Raw genomic sequence first — 15,769 nt, forward strand, 5'->3', positions numbered from 1 at the left:
CGCTCAAAGCAACCATAGGGGATGGAACTGGAATGGAACCGTTTTTGAAGATCGAGCGCGAGGGCGCCGTGGTCATCGCCACGCTGAACCGTCCCGAAGCGCGCAATGCCATCACCGAGCGCGAACATAGCCTTGAGATCGTTGATTTCTGTGCCGCCATGAAAGAGGACACCTCGGTCAAGGCCATCGTTCTGACGGGCGCGGGCAAAGCCTTTTGCGCAGGGGGCAATGTCAAGCACATGCGCGAAAGATCGGGCATGTTTGCCGGGTCGCCCTATGCGCTGCGCAACACCTATCGCACCAGCGTCCAACTCATCGGTCCGGCGCTCTACGAACTTGAAGTGCCGATCATCGCGGCGATCAACGGCGCGGCCATCGGCCTTGGCCTCGACATCACCTGCATGTGCGACATCCGCATCATGGCCGATACGGCGGTGGTGGCGGAAAGCTATGTGAAGCTGGGGATCATTCCGGGCGGGGGCGGTGCATGGCTGCTGCCGCGCGTCATCGGGATGGCGCGCGCCAGCCAGTTGACCCTGACCGGCGAAGCGATCAACGCCGCCACGGCACTGCAATACGGGTTGGTGAGCGAAGTTCTGTCCCCAGCAGACCTGCTGCCCCGCGCCCGCGCCATTGCCGCCGGCATTGCCGCCAACCCCGGCCACGCCACGCGCATGGCCAAGCGCCTGCTGCGCGAGGGCCAGTCAACCAGCCTGCCCTCGCTGCTGGAAATGGCGGCGGCCTATCAGGCGCTGGCGCATTACACAGATGACCATATCGAGGCCGTCTCAGCCTTTCTCGACAAACGCGATCCGGAGTTCAAGGATGCCTGAAACCCCTGACAACCAGCCAACCGGCCCCTTGGCCGGTCTCAAGGTGCTCGACCTGTCGCGGGTGCTGGCCGGGCCTTGGTGCAGCCAGATTCTGGGCGATCTGGGCGCCGAGATCATCAAGGTCGAACAGCCGGGCCAGGGCGATGACACAAGGCGCTGGGGCCCTCCGTTCCTTGATGATGGTTCGGGCGATTCCGCCTATTATCTATGCGCCAACCGCAACAAGCGCTCGATTGCCGTCAACATCGCCAATCCCGAGGGTGCCGAACTGATCCGCCGCTTCGCCGCCGAAGCCGATGTGGTGCTCGAAAATTTCCGGGTCGGCGGTCTGACCAAATACGGGCTGGATTATGATTCCGTCAAAGCCATCAACCCTTTGGTGGTTTATTGCTCGATCACCGGTTTCGGACAGGACGGACCCTATAAGGACCGCGGAGGCTATGACTTCCTGATCCAGGGCATGAGCGGGCTGATGAGCGTGACCGGCCTGCCCGATGGCGCGGCGGGCGGCGGGCCGATGAAGGTGGGCGTGCCGATCAGCGATCTGTCGACCGGACTTTACGCCGCCGTCTCCATTCTGGCCGCACTCAACCACCGCCAGCGTACAGGCGAAGGCCAGTGGATCGACTGCGCCCTGCTGGACACACAGGTGGCGCTGATGACCAATCAGGCCTCCAACTACATGAATGGCGGCAAGATTCCGGGGCGGCTTGGCAATCAACACCCCAACACCGTGCCCTATCAGGATTTCTCCTGCGCTGATGGCGACATTCTGGTGGCGCTCGGCAATGACCGCCAGTTCGTTGATTTCTGCGCATTGATCGGGCGGTCGGACCTGCCCAAGGATCCGCGATTCGCCACCAACGCCGGGCGCAGCCCCAACCGCGACGCGCTGATCGCCGAGATGCAGTCCGCGATCGGCACCTGGCAGTCCGACGACCTGATCGCGGCCATGGAGGCGGCGAAATTGCCTGGCGGACGGGTCAATTCCATTCCGCAAATCCTTGACGATCCCCAGATTGCGGCACGCGGACTGGTGAAGGAAATTGCGCGTGCCGACGGCACACCAGTCAAATTCACCGGCTTTCCAGCCAAGTTCTCGGCCACGCCGCCCAACTACCGCCACGCCCCGCCACGCTCCGGTGAGGATACCACCGCCGTGCTGAGTGATCGGCTGGGACTGTCAGAGGCTGAGATCGCAGCATTGAAAAACAACGGCGTTATTGCGGAGAGCTTGTCATGAGCGTGTTCAAAGGTCAGAATTTCATCGACGGCGCATGGCGCGACAGCAGCGTTCAGGTCGAAACCATCAACCCTTCCGATCTTGACGAAACGGTCGGCACCTATGCCAAGGCGACACCGGTCGAGGTCGAGGAGGCCATGGCCGCGGCCAAGCGCGCCCTGCCCGCATGGAGCGCCTTCAACATGCAGGCCCGCGCCGACATCCTGCGCAAGGCGGGCGACTTGCTTATGGCCCGCGCCACCGAAATCGGTCTGTTGCTGAGCCGTGAGGAGGGCAAAACCCGCCCCGAAGGCTATGGCGAAACGATCCGCGCCGCGCAATGTTTCCACTATTACGCGGGCGAGGTGGTACGCGCGCAGGGCCAGTGGTACAATTCCATGCGCGACGGACACAATATCATTGTCAGCCGCGAACCGGTAGGCGTTGTCGCCGCGATCACCCCCTGGAACTTCCCCATCGCGCTGCCGAGCTGGAAGGTGGCCGCAGCGTTGGCCTATGGCAATACGGTGGTGCTCAAGCCCTCCAGCTTTGTGCCGGGCGCTGCGATCATGCTGGCCAAGGTGCTGGAAGAGGTGGGCCTGCCCAAAGGCGTGTTCAACCTTGTGATCGGCGACGGCAGCGCGGCTGGCAACATCATGATCGACGCCGCCGATGCGCTCACCTTTACAGGCGGCACCGCAACGGGCCGCGTGGTGCTCAAACGCGCCGCCGAGACCATGACCAAGTGTCAGCTTGAACTGGGCGGCAAGAACGCGCTGGTGGTGCTCGATGACGCCGACATCGATCTGGCCGTAGAAATCGCCGCCAATGGCGCCTGGATACAAACCGGCCAGCGTTGCACCGGCACCGAGCGGCTGGTTGTGACCAAGGGCATTCATGACGAATTTGTCGAACGCCTGGCCAAAGCGGCGGCGGCCTATCGGGTCGGGCATGCGCTGGATGCCGATACGCAGATCGGCCCGGTGGCCAATGAGCCTCAGTTCAAGGGTAATCTGGAGTTCGTGGCCGATGCTAAATACGAAGGTGCCGAAGTGGCTTTTGGCGGCACGGCGGTCGAAGCGCGCACGCGCGGCCTCTACATGGCCCCCACCCTCCTGGTAAACACAAGGACCGAATGGGCCTGCAACCAGCATGAAAGCTTTGGCCCGATCGTCAGCGTGGTGAAGGTGGAGGATCTGGACGAAGCCATCGCCTCGGCCAATGCCTGCGATTATAAGCTTTCGGCAGGCATTGCCACCACAAACCTGAAAAACGCCGAACGCTTTCGCCGCGCCAGCCAAGCGGGCATGGTCATGGTCAACGCGCCGACGGCGGGGCTGGAATATCACGTACCGCTGGGTGGGCGCTCGCCCTCGGGCTATGGCCCGCGTGAAACGGGCGCGGCCAGCGCGGAGTTCTTCACCGAAAGCAAAACCAGCTACATCAACCACGGTGCGATCTGACCTGGAGAGGACATATGGGACAGAAAATCGGATTTATCGGCCTCGGCGCCATGGGCCTGCCGCTGGCCAAAAATCTTCAGCGCAAAGGCTTCGACGTCAACGCCTATGACATTGACCCGGCCCGCGCGGACGAGATCGTCGCTCTGGGCGGGCGCAAGGCCCACTCGATTGCCGAGGCAAGCAAGGGTGCTGCCATCGTCATCACCTGCCTGCCTGCCACGCCCCATGTGGAGGCGGTTGTCCTCTCGCCCGATGGGGTGCTGGCGCATATTGATGCGGGCGCCTTGCTGCTCGAAATGTCCACCATCGATGCCAATGGCACCGACCGCGTGGCCAAGGCCTGCGCGGCCAAGGGCATTGGTTTTGTCGACAGCCCGATCGGGCGACTTGTACTCCATGCCGAACGCGGTGAGTCCCTGTTCATGGTGGGCGCCACCGATGCCAATTTCGCGCTGGTTGAACCTCTGCTCCACGCCATGGGCAGGGACATATATCGCTGCGGCGGCGAAGGCATGGGCAGCCGGATGAAGCTGGTGAACAATTTCCTCCTTCTCACCATCGCGCAGGTTTCAGCCGAGGCCGTCGCGCTGGGTACCAAGCTGGGGCTGGATATTGACACGATCCTCAAAGTAACCGGGGGCACAACCGCACAGAATGGCCAGCTCCACACGCTGATGGTCAACAAGGTGCTCAAAGGCGACACTGTGCCCGGTTTCACCATCGATCTGGCCTTCAAGGACATGACGCTGGCGATGACAGCGGCGGCGGAAAACCGCATCGGCCTGCCGGTGGGCGCCTCGGCCCATGCTGTCTATGGCGGCGCGCGCGCCGATGCGGACTACGCCCGCAAGGATTACTCGGCCCTGCTGGACTGGGCCTGTGAGAGGGCTGGAATCAAGGCTCCGCGTACGGCCTGATTACGGCGCCCCTGTCTATATTAAACAGTATCGTTCGATTATGGACAGGGGCCGACCGCCTTGCTATGACTCGCCCAACTAGGGAGAGTCTTGATGAAAACTGCCGCATCCGCCGCCGCGTTGGCCCTCGCTTTGGCCAGCACCGCCCTGACCGGTCCCGCCTTGGCCCAAACCGCCCCAGCCGATCCCTTGGGCCAAGGCTTTCAAACCCCGCCCGACAGTGCCCGTCCCCGCGTATGGTGGCACTGGATGAACGGCAATATCTCGCAGGACGGGATCGCCAAGGATCTCGAATGGATGCGCTCGATCGGCATCGCCGGCGCGCAGGCTTTTGATGTCAACATCAACACGCCGCTGATTGTGCCCAAGCGGATCGGCTATATGACGCCCGAATGGAAAGAGGCTTTCCATTTTGCCGCGCAAAAGGCCGACAGCCTGAACATGGAATTGGCCATTGCCGCATCGCCGGGCTGGAGCGAGACCGGCGGTCCCTGGGTTAAGCCCGAGGATGGCATGAAAAAAATCGTCTGGTCCGAAACCGAAGTCACCGGCGGCGGCAAGAACGCCTTGCGCCTGCCCGATCTTCCCAGCGTTTCCGGCCCCTATCAGAACATGCCGCGCGGCGGCGCGTTTGCCGGCACGGACAAGGGCATGGGTTTCGGCACGGCCCATGGCGACATCGGCATCTATGCCTATCGCCTGAAGGCTGCTGCGCTGCCTTTGCCCAAGTTGACGCAGAACGGCGAGGAAATCGGCGATGCCGCGCTGCTCGCCGATGGCCGGCTTGACACGCGCCTGCCCGCCGCCAGCGGCACGGCCACAGAACCGGGCGCGCTGGACATTACCTTTGACAAGCCGCAGACCGTGCGTTCGGTCACGCTCTACATCGCCAATCTGGTCTTTCCCTTTACCGAGCCTGCCCTGCTGCCCCGCCTTGAGGTCCGCGAAGGCGATGGCTGGCGCTCGCTGGGTGAGGCGCATCTGACCACGGCGGCAACCACGATCGGGTTCCCGGCGGTGACCGCCCGCGAATTCCGGCTGGTTTTTGCCGAAAACACAGCCCGTGACACAAGCGGGTCTTTTGTCATGAAGCACCCGGCACGCGTGCAACTGGCCGAATTGCACCTGTCCGGCGATGCCGCGGTGGATCATTTCGAGGCCAAGTCCGGCCTTGCGGTCGTCAGCAACTACTATCAACTCGATCACAAGGCCGATGCGCAGGAGAGCGGCCTCGCCCCCACCGACATCGTCGACCTGACCGGCAAGCTGCGCCCCGACGGCACGCTCGACTGGCAGGTGCCCAAGGGACAATGGCGGATCGTGCGCATGGGCTGGTCGCTGACCGGCACGGTCAACCATCCGGCAAACCCCGAAGCCACCGGGCTTGAAGTGGACAAATATGATGGCGCGGCGGTCCGGCGCTATCTGGAAACCTATCTGGGCAATTATCGGGCTGCGGCTGGCGACAGCCTGATGGGCGCGCATGGCGTGCGAGCCATCGTGACCGACAGCACCGAGATCGGCACCGCCAACTGGACTCCGCGCGCGGTCGAACAATTCAAGGCCCTGCGCGGCTATGACCCAACGCCCTGGCTCCCCACACTGGCCGGTGTCCTGATCGGCACACGGGCGCAATCGGACGCATTTCTCTATGACTGGCGTCGAACTCTGGCCGATCTGCAAGCCTCACAACATTACGGCACGGTGGCCAAGGTGGCACATGAAAAGGGCCTGAAGGTCTATGGTGAGGCGCTGGAAAACGAGCGCCCTATTCTTGGCGATGACATGAGCATGCGTTCTCATGCCGATGTGCCGATGGCGGCAATCTGGACCTATCCGCTCGATAAGGGGCCGGCGCCCGGCTATCTGGCCGATATGAAGGGCGCCGCCTCGGTGGCGCATGTCTATGGTCAGAACCTTGCCGCCTCAGAGACCTTTACCTCCTCGATGCAGTTCTGGGCCCACGCCCCCGCTGATCTCAAGCCAGTGGCGGATTTGGCCTTTGCCTATGGCATCAACCGCCCAATCATTCACACCAGCGTCCATCAACCGGTGGATGACAAGGTGCCCGGCCTGTCACTGTCGCTGTTCGGCCAGTTCTTCACCCGCCACGAAAGCTGGGCCACGATGGCCAAGCCATGGATCGATTATCTCTCGCGCAGCGGCTATCTGCTGCAACAGGGACGCAATGTGGCCGATGTCGCCTATTTCTATGGTGAGGAACAGCCGCTGACCGCGCTGTTTGCCAAGGGACCGGCCAGCGACGCGCCCAAGACCCACGCCTATGACTTTTTGAGCGCCGACGCCCTGCTCGATCAGACCAGTGTGGACAAGGGCGAGGTCATCACCAAGGGCGGCGCGCGCTATGCGGCGATCTACCTCGGCGGTTCATCATCGCGGATGACGCTGCCGGTGCTGCGCAAGCTGGCGGCACTGGTAGAAGACGGGGGCACTGTGATCGGCAAGGCGCCCTTGTCCTCGCCCTCTCTGAAGGATGATCCGGCCGAATTTGCCGCGCTGACCGCCAAGCTGTGGGGCGGCAAATTGGGTTTGGGGCGGGTGATCGCTTCGGACAAGGTGGAGCAAGCTCTGGCAGACATCGGCGTGGCTCCGGCCTTTGCGCATAATGGCGCAGCAGACAGCCAGATCCTGTTTGTCCAGCGCCATGTCGAAGATGGCGAGATCTTCTACCTCACCAACCGGCTCAACCGGCGCGAGACCATCGAGGCCCGTTTCCGCGTCACCGGCAAGGCGCCGTGGCTGTGGCATGCCGAAACCGGTCAGTCAGAACCCTTGTCCTATCGCACCGAAGGCGGAGCCACCATTGTTCCGCTGGATCTGGCCCCGCGCGACGCCGCTTTTGTGGTATTCCGCCAGACAGCAACCGCCCCAGCCCTGACGGTCGCGCCAACGACGCCGAGCGAAGTGGCGAGCCTAGACAAGGGCTGGAGCGTCAGTTTCCAGAGCCAGCGCGGCGCGCCTGATGGCAGCATCACCCTTCCTGCACTCAGCCCGCTGAACACCTCAACCGATCCACGTATCCGCTATTTCTCGGGCGTGGCCACCTATCGCACCAGCTTTGCCGCCCCGAAGGGTCAAAGGGGCAAGCTCTGGCTCGATCTGGGCACGGTTGGCGATCTGGCGGAAGTGTCGGTGAACGGCAAACCCGTGGGCGCAGTCTGGCACGCCCCTTATCGCCTCGATATTGGCGATGCCATCAAGCGCGGCACCAACAGTATCGAGGTCAAGGTCGCCAATCTGTGGGTTAACCGACTGATTGGCGACGCTCAGCCTGATGTGGCGCAAAAGATCACCTGGACGTCGCAGAAGACCTATGGCGCGGCCGCACCGCTGCGCGCCTCGGGGCTGATCGGGCCAGTTAAGCTCTACAGCGAGGTGCCCGTCAAGTGAGGGGCGCCAAGTAAGAGCATGGAACGCGCAAGGGGATCACCCTTGCGCGCCTTCCTCCTGCCACACCTGCGCAAAGAACGGGCTGCGCTCGGCCGCATCATCATAGTCGGCCGAGTTTGTCTGACAGGTGGGGCACCAGTGCCCACCACGCAGATAAAGGTTGGGTGACATCTCGAAGCGGTGCCCGGCATGGCATTCCCACGGCGCGGGGGCATAGGGATCCGCGCCTTGGCCGCCGTGATAATGGCCGCCCCGGAACTGCGCCGCGGCTTTGAGATCCGCCTGGGTCCAATCCTGCGCCTCATCATAGCCATGGTCCAGCAGGCTTATCTCACGCGAAGGCTGGGCCAGCGGATAATCGGCCCAGTCGCGCGGAATCGCTTCCCACGCCGAGCGTGAGCCGAAATAGGCGCGGATATGGGCCTCGTCATTTTCGGCAAACCAGCGCAGCGAGCCGCCCGGCCCCTTGGCCAGCTTCTCCAATTGTCCACGCACAAGACCGGGCGCGATACGCGGGATCCAGCGGGCGGGCGCAGGCATATGCTGCGGCAATTGCGCAAAGAAATCATGGATCGACTGTTCGCGGAACGGCACCAGCTCTTGCAGGCGGTCACTGTCGGCATACCATTGGCCATGAAAATTGCGCGTCGCGGACCAGTGGGGCTGCATGATCCGGCGGTAATTGGGCATCTGGGTCGCCATGAACTCATGGTTCACCACCCGCGAGCTCGCACCCCCGCCGATGTTGTAAAAGCCGCGCCAGAAACCGTCGGGCACATCATCGGCGCAAACACCCGCCATCAGGCGGCCGCTGTCATTCGCTGTCGACCATTCGAACACGCCATTATAGGGGTTGTGGAAGATGATTGGATCGAAAGTCTTCCATATGTCGAAATGCGCCATGCCGCTCTGGCGCAGCGACACCCAATAACGCAGGCCCGATTCCGCAACCACCGCCTCGGCTTCGGTCTTGGTCACGGCGTAATGGTCAAAGGTGCTGATTTTGATGGGGTCGCCGGTACGCCCCCAATGGATCGGCGCGTTGCGGCTGCCGGTTTGCGCCACCGTGCCGATATAGACCAGCCTTGTGCTCTTGGGATCGCCAACCGTTTGGATCGCCCGCACGATGTTGCGCGCGCCGCCCACGTTCACCTTGGTCACCACTTCGGGCGGGAGACTGTCGGCCATCGGCGAGACCAGCCCGCCCACATGCAGCACGATGTCAGCGCCCTTAACGGCAGCCTCAATCGAGGCGTAATCGGTCAGGTCGCCCCAATAGACCTGCGCCAGCCCGCGCTTTACCGCATTGCGAACCACGGGATGGCGCTCCTCTTGGGCGCGCACCAGAATGCGCAGTGTGACGCCATCGCCCAGCGCCGCGATGCGCTTTATCGCCTCGCGGCCCATATTGCCCGTGGCACCCGTCAGCAGAACCGTCTTGCGCGTTGTCATATCCACTCCTCAGAACTGCGCCATTATTGAACGATGCCGTTCGAATTATCAAGATATGCTTTGCGTCCTGCCGATCACCAAGGATAAAATGGTGGCATGGCGCTGGCCCTGCCCGCAAATTCAGGCGCTCTTTTCTCGAGAAAGGCCGCCACACCCTCCTTGCCGTCACCGATGCTGGTGTAAAACATCGAGAGCGACTCAACGAGGTGCGCATCGAGCGGCGTGCTGTAAGCGCTGTTGCGCCAAGTCATCTGGCGGATCATGCCGATCGACACCGGCGAGCGATCCTTGACCAGCGAGAGAGCAAAGGCACGCGCCTCCTCCACCAACGTCTCGGACGCGCAGATCCGGCGCACGAGCCCTTTGGCCAGAGCCTCGGCGGCGTCAAAAATCTCGGCCCGGTAAAACCATTCAAGCGCCTGCTCCATACCCACAAGGCGCGGCAGAAACCATGTGGAGCAAGCCTCGGGCGTAATGCCCAGCTTGCCGAACACAAAGCCGAAACGCGCCTTTTCCGAAGCGAAACGAAAATCCATCGGGAGCAGCATGGTTGAACCGATGCCCACCGCCGCACCGTTCACCGCGCCGACAATCGGCTTGAGACAGCCCAGCATCGCCATCGCCACGCGCCCGCCCGTGTCGCGCACGCCCTGATGGATCTCTGGATCGTCGAGCCGGTCGCGCAAATCGGTCATCGTCGGGCGCAGACTTTCATCGAGGCCGAACACGTTGCCGGGCCGCGAAAGGTCCATCCCTGCACAAAAGGCCCGCCCCTCGCCCGTCACGATCACCGCGCGCACCGCATCATCGACGCTGGCGCGAGCATAGGCCGCCACCAGTTCCTCGCACATCTGCACAGTGAAAGCGTTCATATGTTCGGGCCGGGACAGCGTGAGCAGCAGGATGCCATCGCCATCCACCTCATAGCGCAGCGTTTCATAACCCATGGCTTTCACTCCTCACCGGCAAGACCGCCAGCCCGCGCCAGCGCGGCGCGGCATTCCGCCACAATCCGTTCGATCAATTCGGCGCAGCTGGGAATATCGTCCATCAGCCCAATGCCCAGCCCGGCCCACACAAGGCCGTCGTCGATCCTGCCCGCCTCCAGCGCCGCACGCCCGCGCGCACCGACGACCAGCGCCTTGATATCTTCAAAGGTAGAACCCGGCATGTTCTCGCGCTCCACCACTTCGAGCGAGGTGGCATTGGCAAAGACCCGCGCCGTATTGCGGAACTTGCGAAAGATCAGCCGTGTGTCACGTTCGCTCGCGCCCACCACGGCCTGCTTGATCGCGTCATGGATCGGCGCCTCTTTGGTCAGCATGAAACGCGTGCCCATCGTGATACCTTCGGCCCCCAGTGCAAGAGCGGCGGCCATGGATCGGCCATCAGCCATGCCGCCTGCGGCCAGAATGGGAATGGCCAACGCCCGCGCGGCGGCCGGAATCAGCACGAGGCCGGGCACATCGTCCTCACCGGGATGCCCGGCGGCTTCAAAACCGTCGATGCTGATGGCATCGGCCCCCGCCCTTTGCGCTGAGAGCGCATGACGCACCGCCGTGCATTTATGGATGATTTTGATCCCCGCCTCCTTGAAACGGGCGATAAATTCGGCCGGACTGCGCCCCGCCGTTTCCACCAGTTTCACGCCGCTGCGCACAATCACTTCCACATAATCGGCATAGGGTGGCGGCACCGCTGTGGGCAGGATGGTGAGGTTCACGCCGAACGGCTGATCGGTCATCGTCCGGCAACGCCGGATCTCGGCAGCCAGCGCGTCGGGCGTGGGCTGGGTTAGCGCGGTCAGAATGCCAAGCCCTCCCGCATTGGACACGGCGCTGGCCAATTCCGCGCGCCCCACCCATTGCATGCCGCCCTGGATGATCGGATAACGGGTGCCGGTGATCTGCGTTATGCGGGTTTTCATCAGTTTCTCCAAAAATCAGTCGAGATAGCTGAGCCCGGTCAGCTTTTCTGTCACAGCCCACAACCGCGCCGCCGCCGCCATATCCTGAGCAGCCGGCTTGATCCTGGCCGGAGCCGGTGCCCCCTTCATTTCGCCAAAGCCATCGGGGCCAAAAAAGCCGCCATTGACCGCGCCCTCCGCGCTGGCCGCAAACATCGTGGGCAGCGCACCCGCCGATGCCGGTTGGCCCAGAAAGGGCATCACCAGGGAAAGCACCGCGCTCACCATGTAATCGCCAAGGTGGAAGGCGCCCAACTGCTTGCGGTTGGCGCCAATGGATGTCTGCGCCACGCCGGGATGAACCGCGATGCTGCGCAACTTGCTGCCCAAACGCTCCAGTCGCGCGGCAAGTTCGCGGGCGAAGAGCAGATTGGCCAGCTTGGTCTGATTGTAGGCGCGCTGCGAGGAATAGGCCTTGGTCATCTGAAGGTCATCCCAATCGAACTTGCCGCCACCATGAACCATGCTCGACACAGTCACGATGCGCCCCGCAACCGAGCGTTCCAGCAGCCGGAGCAACAGGCCGGTCAGCGCGAAGTGCCCGAGATGGCCGATGGCAAAGGTCAATTCGAAACCGTCGGCGCTGGTGCGGCGTTCGCTGATCGGCTGAATACCGGCATTGTTGATCAGAGTATCCAGAACCTGCCCCTCGACCAGCAGCGCGGCGGCAAAGTCGCGCACCGCCTTGAGGCTGCCAAGGTCCAGCGGGCGAAATTCGACAACAGCATCGGGGCGCTTGGTGCGAATGCGCTGAACGGCGGCCGCGCCTGCCTCCATGTTGCGATCCGCGATGATGACATGGGCGCCCTGCTCGGCCAACGCGCGCGCCGCCTCATAGCCAATTCCGCTTGCCCCGCCTGTCACCAGCACCCGCTTGCCGGTCTGGTCGGGAATATCGCTCTCTCCCCAGTTGCGCACCACACTCTCCCTTTTATTCTTCCGACCGTCCCCAAAGATTATGACCGGCCCCCAACCCAAACACTGATAAATAGGCGCAAATTCACATAGCGTCGCCTGCGGTAAACATGGACAGTCGCCCGTAAACGGGATCATCCGCCCCGGCCCGGCCCACGGCCACGCCCTCGCTGCCGAAATCGTCGCCGGGCGCGGCGGCACGCTCCTCGGCCCAATCCAGGATGAAGGAGCGCCGCGCAAAGCGCCACACGCCCTCGCGCCGCTCATAATGATCGGCATAGCGGCCCCAGGCGATGAACTGTCGCTGCCGGTCCAGCGTCAGATGCCAGGCCCGCGCGCCGATCACCCCTTGCGCAACATCGCCGTCCAGCGCGAACAGGCACGAAAGCGCAACATGCGAAGTGGCCGACCATTGCGCCATCATGCCGGGCAGCCAGTCTATGTAGCCCTTGGCGCTGCCACAGTAATAGGGGGTGTGATCGTCCTCGGCATCGGGATGATAAAGACTGCGCAGCAAGGCGTAGTCACGCCGATCGATCCCGTGGCCATAGGCGGCCACGAGATGGGCCAGCGCCGCACGGTCGGCAGCCTCCTGAGGGCCGATGGCATGGGGCGCCAACATGGGCCTAGACCCCGAAACCGCCCGATACAGAGATCGTCTGCCCGGTCACATAGCGCGCGCGATCCGAGGCGAAAAATACCGCCGCCTGTCCGATATCACGCGCCTCGCCCCAGCGCTTGAGCGCCAGCAGCTTATGGGTTTCCTCGATCCATTTGGCGTCAAAATGACCCTGCGCGGTCAGTTCATGGAACATGCCCGCATCGATCACGCCCACCAGCACCGAATTGGCGCGAATCTCATGGCGCCCCTCCTCCTTGGCAATGCCCTTGATCAAGGCCTCGTTCGCGGCCTTCGGCGCCACCGACAGCCCGTCGAGCTTGGGCCACCAGTCATGCCCGGCCGAACCCAGATGCACGAAAGAGCCGCCGCCTGCCTGCCGCATATGCGGTATCGCCGCCTGCGCCGCGTTGAAAAAACCGAAGACCTCGACCTCCACCGCCTGCCTGAACTGATCCTGCGTGACATCGGCGAGATAGACCTGCGGTACCAGCGGCCCTGCGCCCCACACCACAGTATGCACCCGGCCATGCCGGGCGACGGCGGCATTGAAGCCGGCCTCCACCTGCGCCCGGTCGCGCACGTCAAGCTGGTGGATGCTCGCCTCCACACCCAGAGCCTGAATCGTTGCGACGGTCGCTTCTGCCACATCGCGCTTGGAACGATAACAGATCGCCACATCGGTGCCCGCGCGGGCGAATTCTTCGGCCACACCCTTGCCGATGCCGCCACTGCCGCCAAAGATCAGGGCCGCGCCTTTCGGGAAATCCATGCTCTCTCTCCTATGCCTTGTAATCATTGCCCGATGAACAACGTGCGTTTCCTGCTGCCCAGAGCCGCGCGCGCCGCAGCAAAATCCTGTGTGCGGCCACATGCCCGCTGCTGTTCAGCCTCGAAGGCGAGGACATCGGCAAGGTCATGATCCATGGCATAATTGATCTGTCGCCGGATCGCGCCCATCGCCCGCGTCGGCCCTTCGGCCAATCGTGAGGCCAACGCCAGCGCCTCGCTGCGCACAAAGGAATCGGGCATGACACTGGCGGCAATTCCGGCCGCCTTCGCCTCATTGGCACCCAGCCTTTCGCCAAACAACGCCATCTGCATCGCACGGGCCCGCCCCATCGAACGGGCCACCAGCCATGTTGCGCCGGTGTCAGGCACCAGCCCAACGCCCACCTGCGCCAGCTGGAGGTAGGAGCGCTGCCCCATCACCAGCAGATCACCCATCAGCGCAAGCCCCACAGCCGCTCCGATCGCCGGGCCGTTCACCGAACAGACCAAGGGCATCGGCAAATCGGCAAGCAGTTTCATCAAGGGGTTCGCCCGCTGCTCCAGTACCGCGCCCAGATCATCGGTCAGGCCAGTATAAGCGTCTCCGTCGGGTTCCATGTCGGTGCCGACGGAAAAGAACTGCCCCTCGCCGGTAAGCAGAATGGCCCGCGCCCGTTCTTCAACCGCCGCCAGCACGGCGTGCTCTACCTCCGCCAACATGCGCGTGGTAAGGGCATTCAGACGGTGCGGGCGACTGAGCACAATAATCACCACGGCCCCCGACCGTTCAACCTTGATGTCCTGATACAAATGCCTCTCCCCTGTGCTTGCCAGCCCCCGCCATCTGCAGGTGTCGGGCGGGTGGCTGGCCGAGGTCTTGTCCGATCGCTGTAATCACACCGCCTCGATCACGTTTTCGATCACCATCGCGATGCCCTGACCGCCGCCGATGCACATGGTGATGAGGCCATAGCGCCCGCCGGTGCGGCGCAATTCATAAGCCGTCTTTACTGTCAGGATCGCGCCGGTCGCGCCAATCGGATGGCCCAGCGCAATGCCGCTGCCATTGGGGTTGAGCTTGTCCGGGTCAAAGCCCAGTTCGCCCGCCACGGCCAGCGCCTGCGCGGCAAAGGCCTCATTGGCCTCGATCACGTCCATATCGGCCAGCGTCAGCCCCGCACGGCTCAAAGCCACAGGCACCGCCTTCACCGGCCCCACGCCCATCAGCGCCGGTTCCACCCCGGCATGGCCCCAACTCACGATCCGGGCCAGCGGCTTCAGTCCCTTGGCCGCCACCGCATCGCCCGTGGCCAGCACCACCGCCGCCGCGCCATCGTTGATCCCGCTGGCATTGGCGGCGGTGACGGTGCCGTCTTTCTTGAACACCGGCTTCATGGCGGCAAGGCTCTCGGCATTGGTGCCCGTGCGCGGATGTTCGTCGGTGTCGAACACGGTCACGCCCTTACGCGTCTTGATCTCGACCGGCAGGATCTGCTCCTTGAAGCGCCCTTCCTCGATGGCCCGGATCGCGCGGGCATGGCCCTCGACCGCCAGCGCATCCTGCGCCTCGCGGGTGACGCCGTGGCGCTCGGCCACGTTTTCCGCCGTCACGCCCATGTGATAGCCGCCCACCGGATCGGTCAGCGCCTGCACCATCGCATCGACCAGTTGCGCGTCGCCCATCTTGCGCCCCCAGCGCTGGCCATGGTCGTGATAGGGGGCGTTGGACATGCTTTCCACCCCGCCCGCCAGCGTCACATCGGCCTCGCCCAGCTTCATCATCTGCGCGGCCGAAACAATCGCCTGCAGCCCCGAGCCGCACAGGCGGTTAACCGTCAGCGCCGGGGTTTCCACCGGAATGCCCGCATTGAGCGCCGCCACGCGGGCGACATAGGCATCCTTCGAACTGCTGGGCACGACCTGGCCGAAAACGACATGGCCCACATCGCCCGCCGCCACGCCCGCGCGGCGCACCGCCTCGGCGGCCACAAGGCCCGCCAGTTCGGAGGGCATGAAGCTTTTCAGCCCGCCGCCAAAATCGCCGATCGCCGTGCGCGTGCCGCTGACGATATAGATATCAAACATTCTCATCCCCATTCAGATGTCTTCTTGGCGATACTGCCACGTCGCCCCTCGCTTCCGGCGCCTGCAGGAATCCGGAAAGCTCAAGAAGCTCGAAACTTGAATTTCACATTTGCGT

The 15,769-nt window shown here is 63.4% G+C and carries 13 protein-coding genes; 5 read left to right on the forward strand and 8 right to left on the reverse strand.

Going from position 1 to position 15,769, the window contains the following annotated elements:
* Positions 1-32 precede the first annotated feature (32 nt).
* From PQ467_RS20610 to PQ467_RS20630, 5 genes are all read left to right on the forward strand, one after another.
* Positions 33-833 carry a crotonase/enoyl-CoA hydratase family protein gene (locus tag PQ467_RS20610; protein WP_274176354.1) on the forward strand — a complete coding sequence of 267 codons (801 nt, stop codon included), beginning with the start codon at positions 33-35 and terminating at the stop codon, positions 831-833.
* Complete coding sequence (locus tag PQ467_RS20615) at positions 826-2,076, forward strand: CaiB/BaiF CoA transferase family protein (protein WP_274176355.1); 1,251 nt, start codon at positions 826-828, stop codon at positions 2,074-2,076. Before PQ467_RS20610 ends, PQ467_RS20615 begins: the two co-directional genes overlap by 8 nt.
* Positions 2,073-3,518, forward strand: a complete 1,446-nt coding sequence (locus PQ467_RS20620) for an aldehyde dehydrogenase family protein (RefSeq protein WP_274176356.1) — start codon at positions 2,073-2,075, stop codon at positions 3,516-3,518. Before PQ467_RS20615 ends, PQ467_RS20620 begins: the two co-directional genes overlap by 4 nt.
* Before the next feature lie 14 nt (positions 3,519-3,532).
* Positions 3,533-4,435 carry an NAD(P)-dependent oxidoreductase gene (locus tag PQ467_RS20625; RefSeq protein WP_274176357.1) on the forward strand — a complete coding sequence of 301 codons (903 nt, stop codon included), beginning with the start codon at positions 3,533-3,535 and terminating at the stop codon, positions 4,433-4,435.
* A gap of 93 nt (positions 4,436-4,528) precedes the next feature.
* Complete coding sequence (locus PQ467_RS20630) at positions 4,529-7,846, forward strand: glycosyl hydrolase (RefSeq protein WP_274176358.1); 3,318 nt, start codon at positions 4,529-4,531, stop codon at positions 7,844-7,846.
* 36 nt (positions 7,847-7,882) lie between these two features.
* Here the strand turns inward: PQ467_RS20630 and PQ467_RS20635 are convergent, their stop codons facing one another.
* The 8 genes from PQ467_RS20635 to bktB all read right to left on the reverse strand — a co-directional run bounded on the left by PQ467_RS20635 (position 7,883) and on the right by bktB (position 15,654).
* Positions 7,883-9,298: an NAD-dependent epimerase/dehydratase family protein gene (locus PQ467_RS20635; protein ID WP_274176359.1), complete on the reverse strand. Its 1,416-nt coding sequence runs from the start codon at positions 9,296-9,298 to the stop codon at positions 7,883-7,885.
* 74 nt (positions 9,299-9,372) lie between these two features.
* Positions 9,373-10,245, reverse strand: coding sequence for a crotonase/enoyl-CoA hydratase family protein (locus tag PQ467_RS20640; RefSeq protein WP_274176360.1), 873 nt, complete (start codon positions 10,243-10,245; stop codon positions 9,373-9,375).
* A gap of 5 nt (positions 10,246-10,250) precedes the next feature.
* Entirely contained in the window at positions 10,251-11,225 is a 975-nt protein-coding gene (locus PQ467_RS20645) for an NAD(P)H-dependent flavin oxidoreductase (RefSeq protein WP_274176361.1), read from the reverse strand.
* 15 nt (positions 11,226-11,240) lie between these two features.
* Positions 11,241-12,182 (reverse strand): oxidoreductase, encoded by a 942-nt coding sequence (locus tag PQ467_RS20650; protein WP_274176362.1) that lies wholly within the window; start codon positions 12,180-12,182, stop codon positions 11,241-11,243.
* 82 nt (positions 12,183-12,264) lie between these two features.
* On the reverse strand, positions 12,265-12,801 hold the full coding sequence (locus PQ467_RS20655) for a nuclear transport factor 2 family protein (protein ID WP_274176363.1): 537 nt from the start codon (positions 12,799-12,801) through the stop codon (positions 12,265-12,267).
* Positions 12,802-12,805: 4 nt separating this feature from the next.
* On the reverse strand, positions 12,806-13,570 hold the full coding sequence (locus PQ467_RS20660; RefSeq protein ID WP_274176364.1) for an SDR family NAD(P)-dependent oxidoreductase: 765 nt from the start codon (positions 13,568-13,570) through the stop codon (positions 12,806-12,808).
* A gap of 23 nt (positions 13,571-13,593) precedes the next feature.
* Complete coding sequence (locus tag PQ467_RS20665; RefSeq protein WP_274176365.1) at positions 13,594-14,379, reverse strand: enoyl-CoA hydratase-related protein; 786 nt, start codon at positions 14,377-14,379, stop codon at positions 13,594-13,596.
* Between the two features lie 84 nt (positions 14,380-14,463).
* A complete protein-coding gene (gene bktB, locus PQ467_RS20670) occupies positions 14,464-15,654 on the reverse strand; it encodes a beta-ketothiolase BktB (RefSeq protein ID WP_274176366.1) in 1,191 nt (396 codons plus the stop codon).
* Positions 15,655-15,769: the final 115 nt, after the last annotated feature.

It is taken from the genome of Novosphingobium sp. KACC 22771 (assembly GCF_028736195.1).
In the GTDB taxonomy this organism is placed as follows: domain Bacteria; phylum Pseudomonadota; class Alphaproteobacteria; order Sphingomonadales; family Sphingomonadaceae; genus Novosphingobium.

Excerpts from the sequence above, each read along its gene's own strand:
- bktB (WP_274176366.1), bottom strand. The coding sequence starts at position 15,654 with ATGTTTGATATCTATATCGTCAGCGGCACGCGCACGGCGATCGGCGAT.
- PQ467_RS20635 (WP_274176359.1), bottom strand. The coding sequence starts at position 9,298 with ATGACAACGCGCAAGACGGTTCTGCTGACGGGTGCCACGGGCAATATG.
- PQ467_RS20640 (WP_274176360.1), bottom strand. The coding sequence starts at position 10,245 with ATGGGTTATGAAACGCTGCGCTATGAGGTGGATGGCGATGGCATCCTG.
- PQ467_RS20645 (WP_274176361.1), bottom strand. The coding sequence starts at position 11,225 with ATGAAAACCCGCATAACGCAGATCACCGGCACCCGTTATCCGATCATC.
- PQ467_RS20660 (WP_274176364.1), bottom strand. The coding sequence starts at position 13,570 with ATGGATTTCCCGAAAGGCGCGGCCCTGATCTTTGGCGGCAGTGGCGGC.
- PQ467_RS20625 (WP_274176357.1), top strand. The coding sequence starts at position 3,533 with ATGGGACAGAAAATCGGATTTATCGGCCTCGGCGCCATGGGCCTGCCG.
- PQ467_RS20655 (WP_274176363.1), bottom strand. The coding sequence starts at position 12,801 with ATGTTGGCGCCCCATGCCATCGGCCCTCAGGAGGCTGCCGACCGTGCG.
- PQ467_RS20610 (WP_274176354.1), top strand. The coding sequence starts at position 33 with ATGGAACCGTTTTTGAAGATCGAGCGCGAGGGCGCCGTGGTCATCGCC.
- PQ467_RS20615 (WP_274176355.1), top strand. The coding sequence starts at position 826 with ATGCCTGAAACCCCTGACAACCAGCCAACCGGCCCCTTGGCCGGTCTC.
- PQ467_RS20620 (WP_274176356.1), top strand. The coding sequence starts at position 2,073 with ATGAGCGTGTTCAAAGGTCAGAATTTCATCGACGGCGCATGGCGCGAC.
- PQ467_RS20630 (WP_274176358.1), top strand. The coding sequence starts at position 4,529 with ATGAAAACTGCCGCATCCGCCGCCGCGTTGGCCCTCGCTTTGGCCAGC.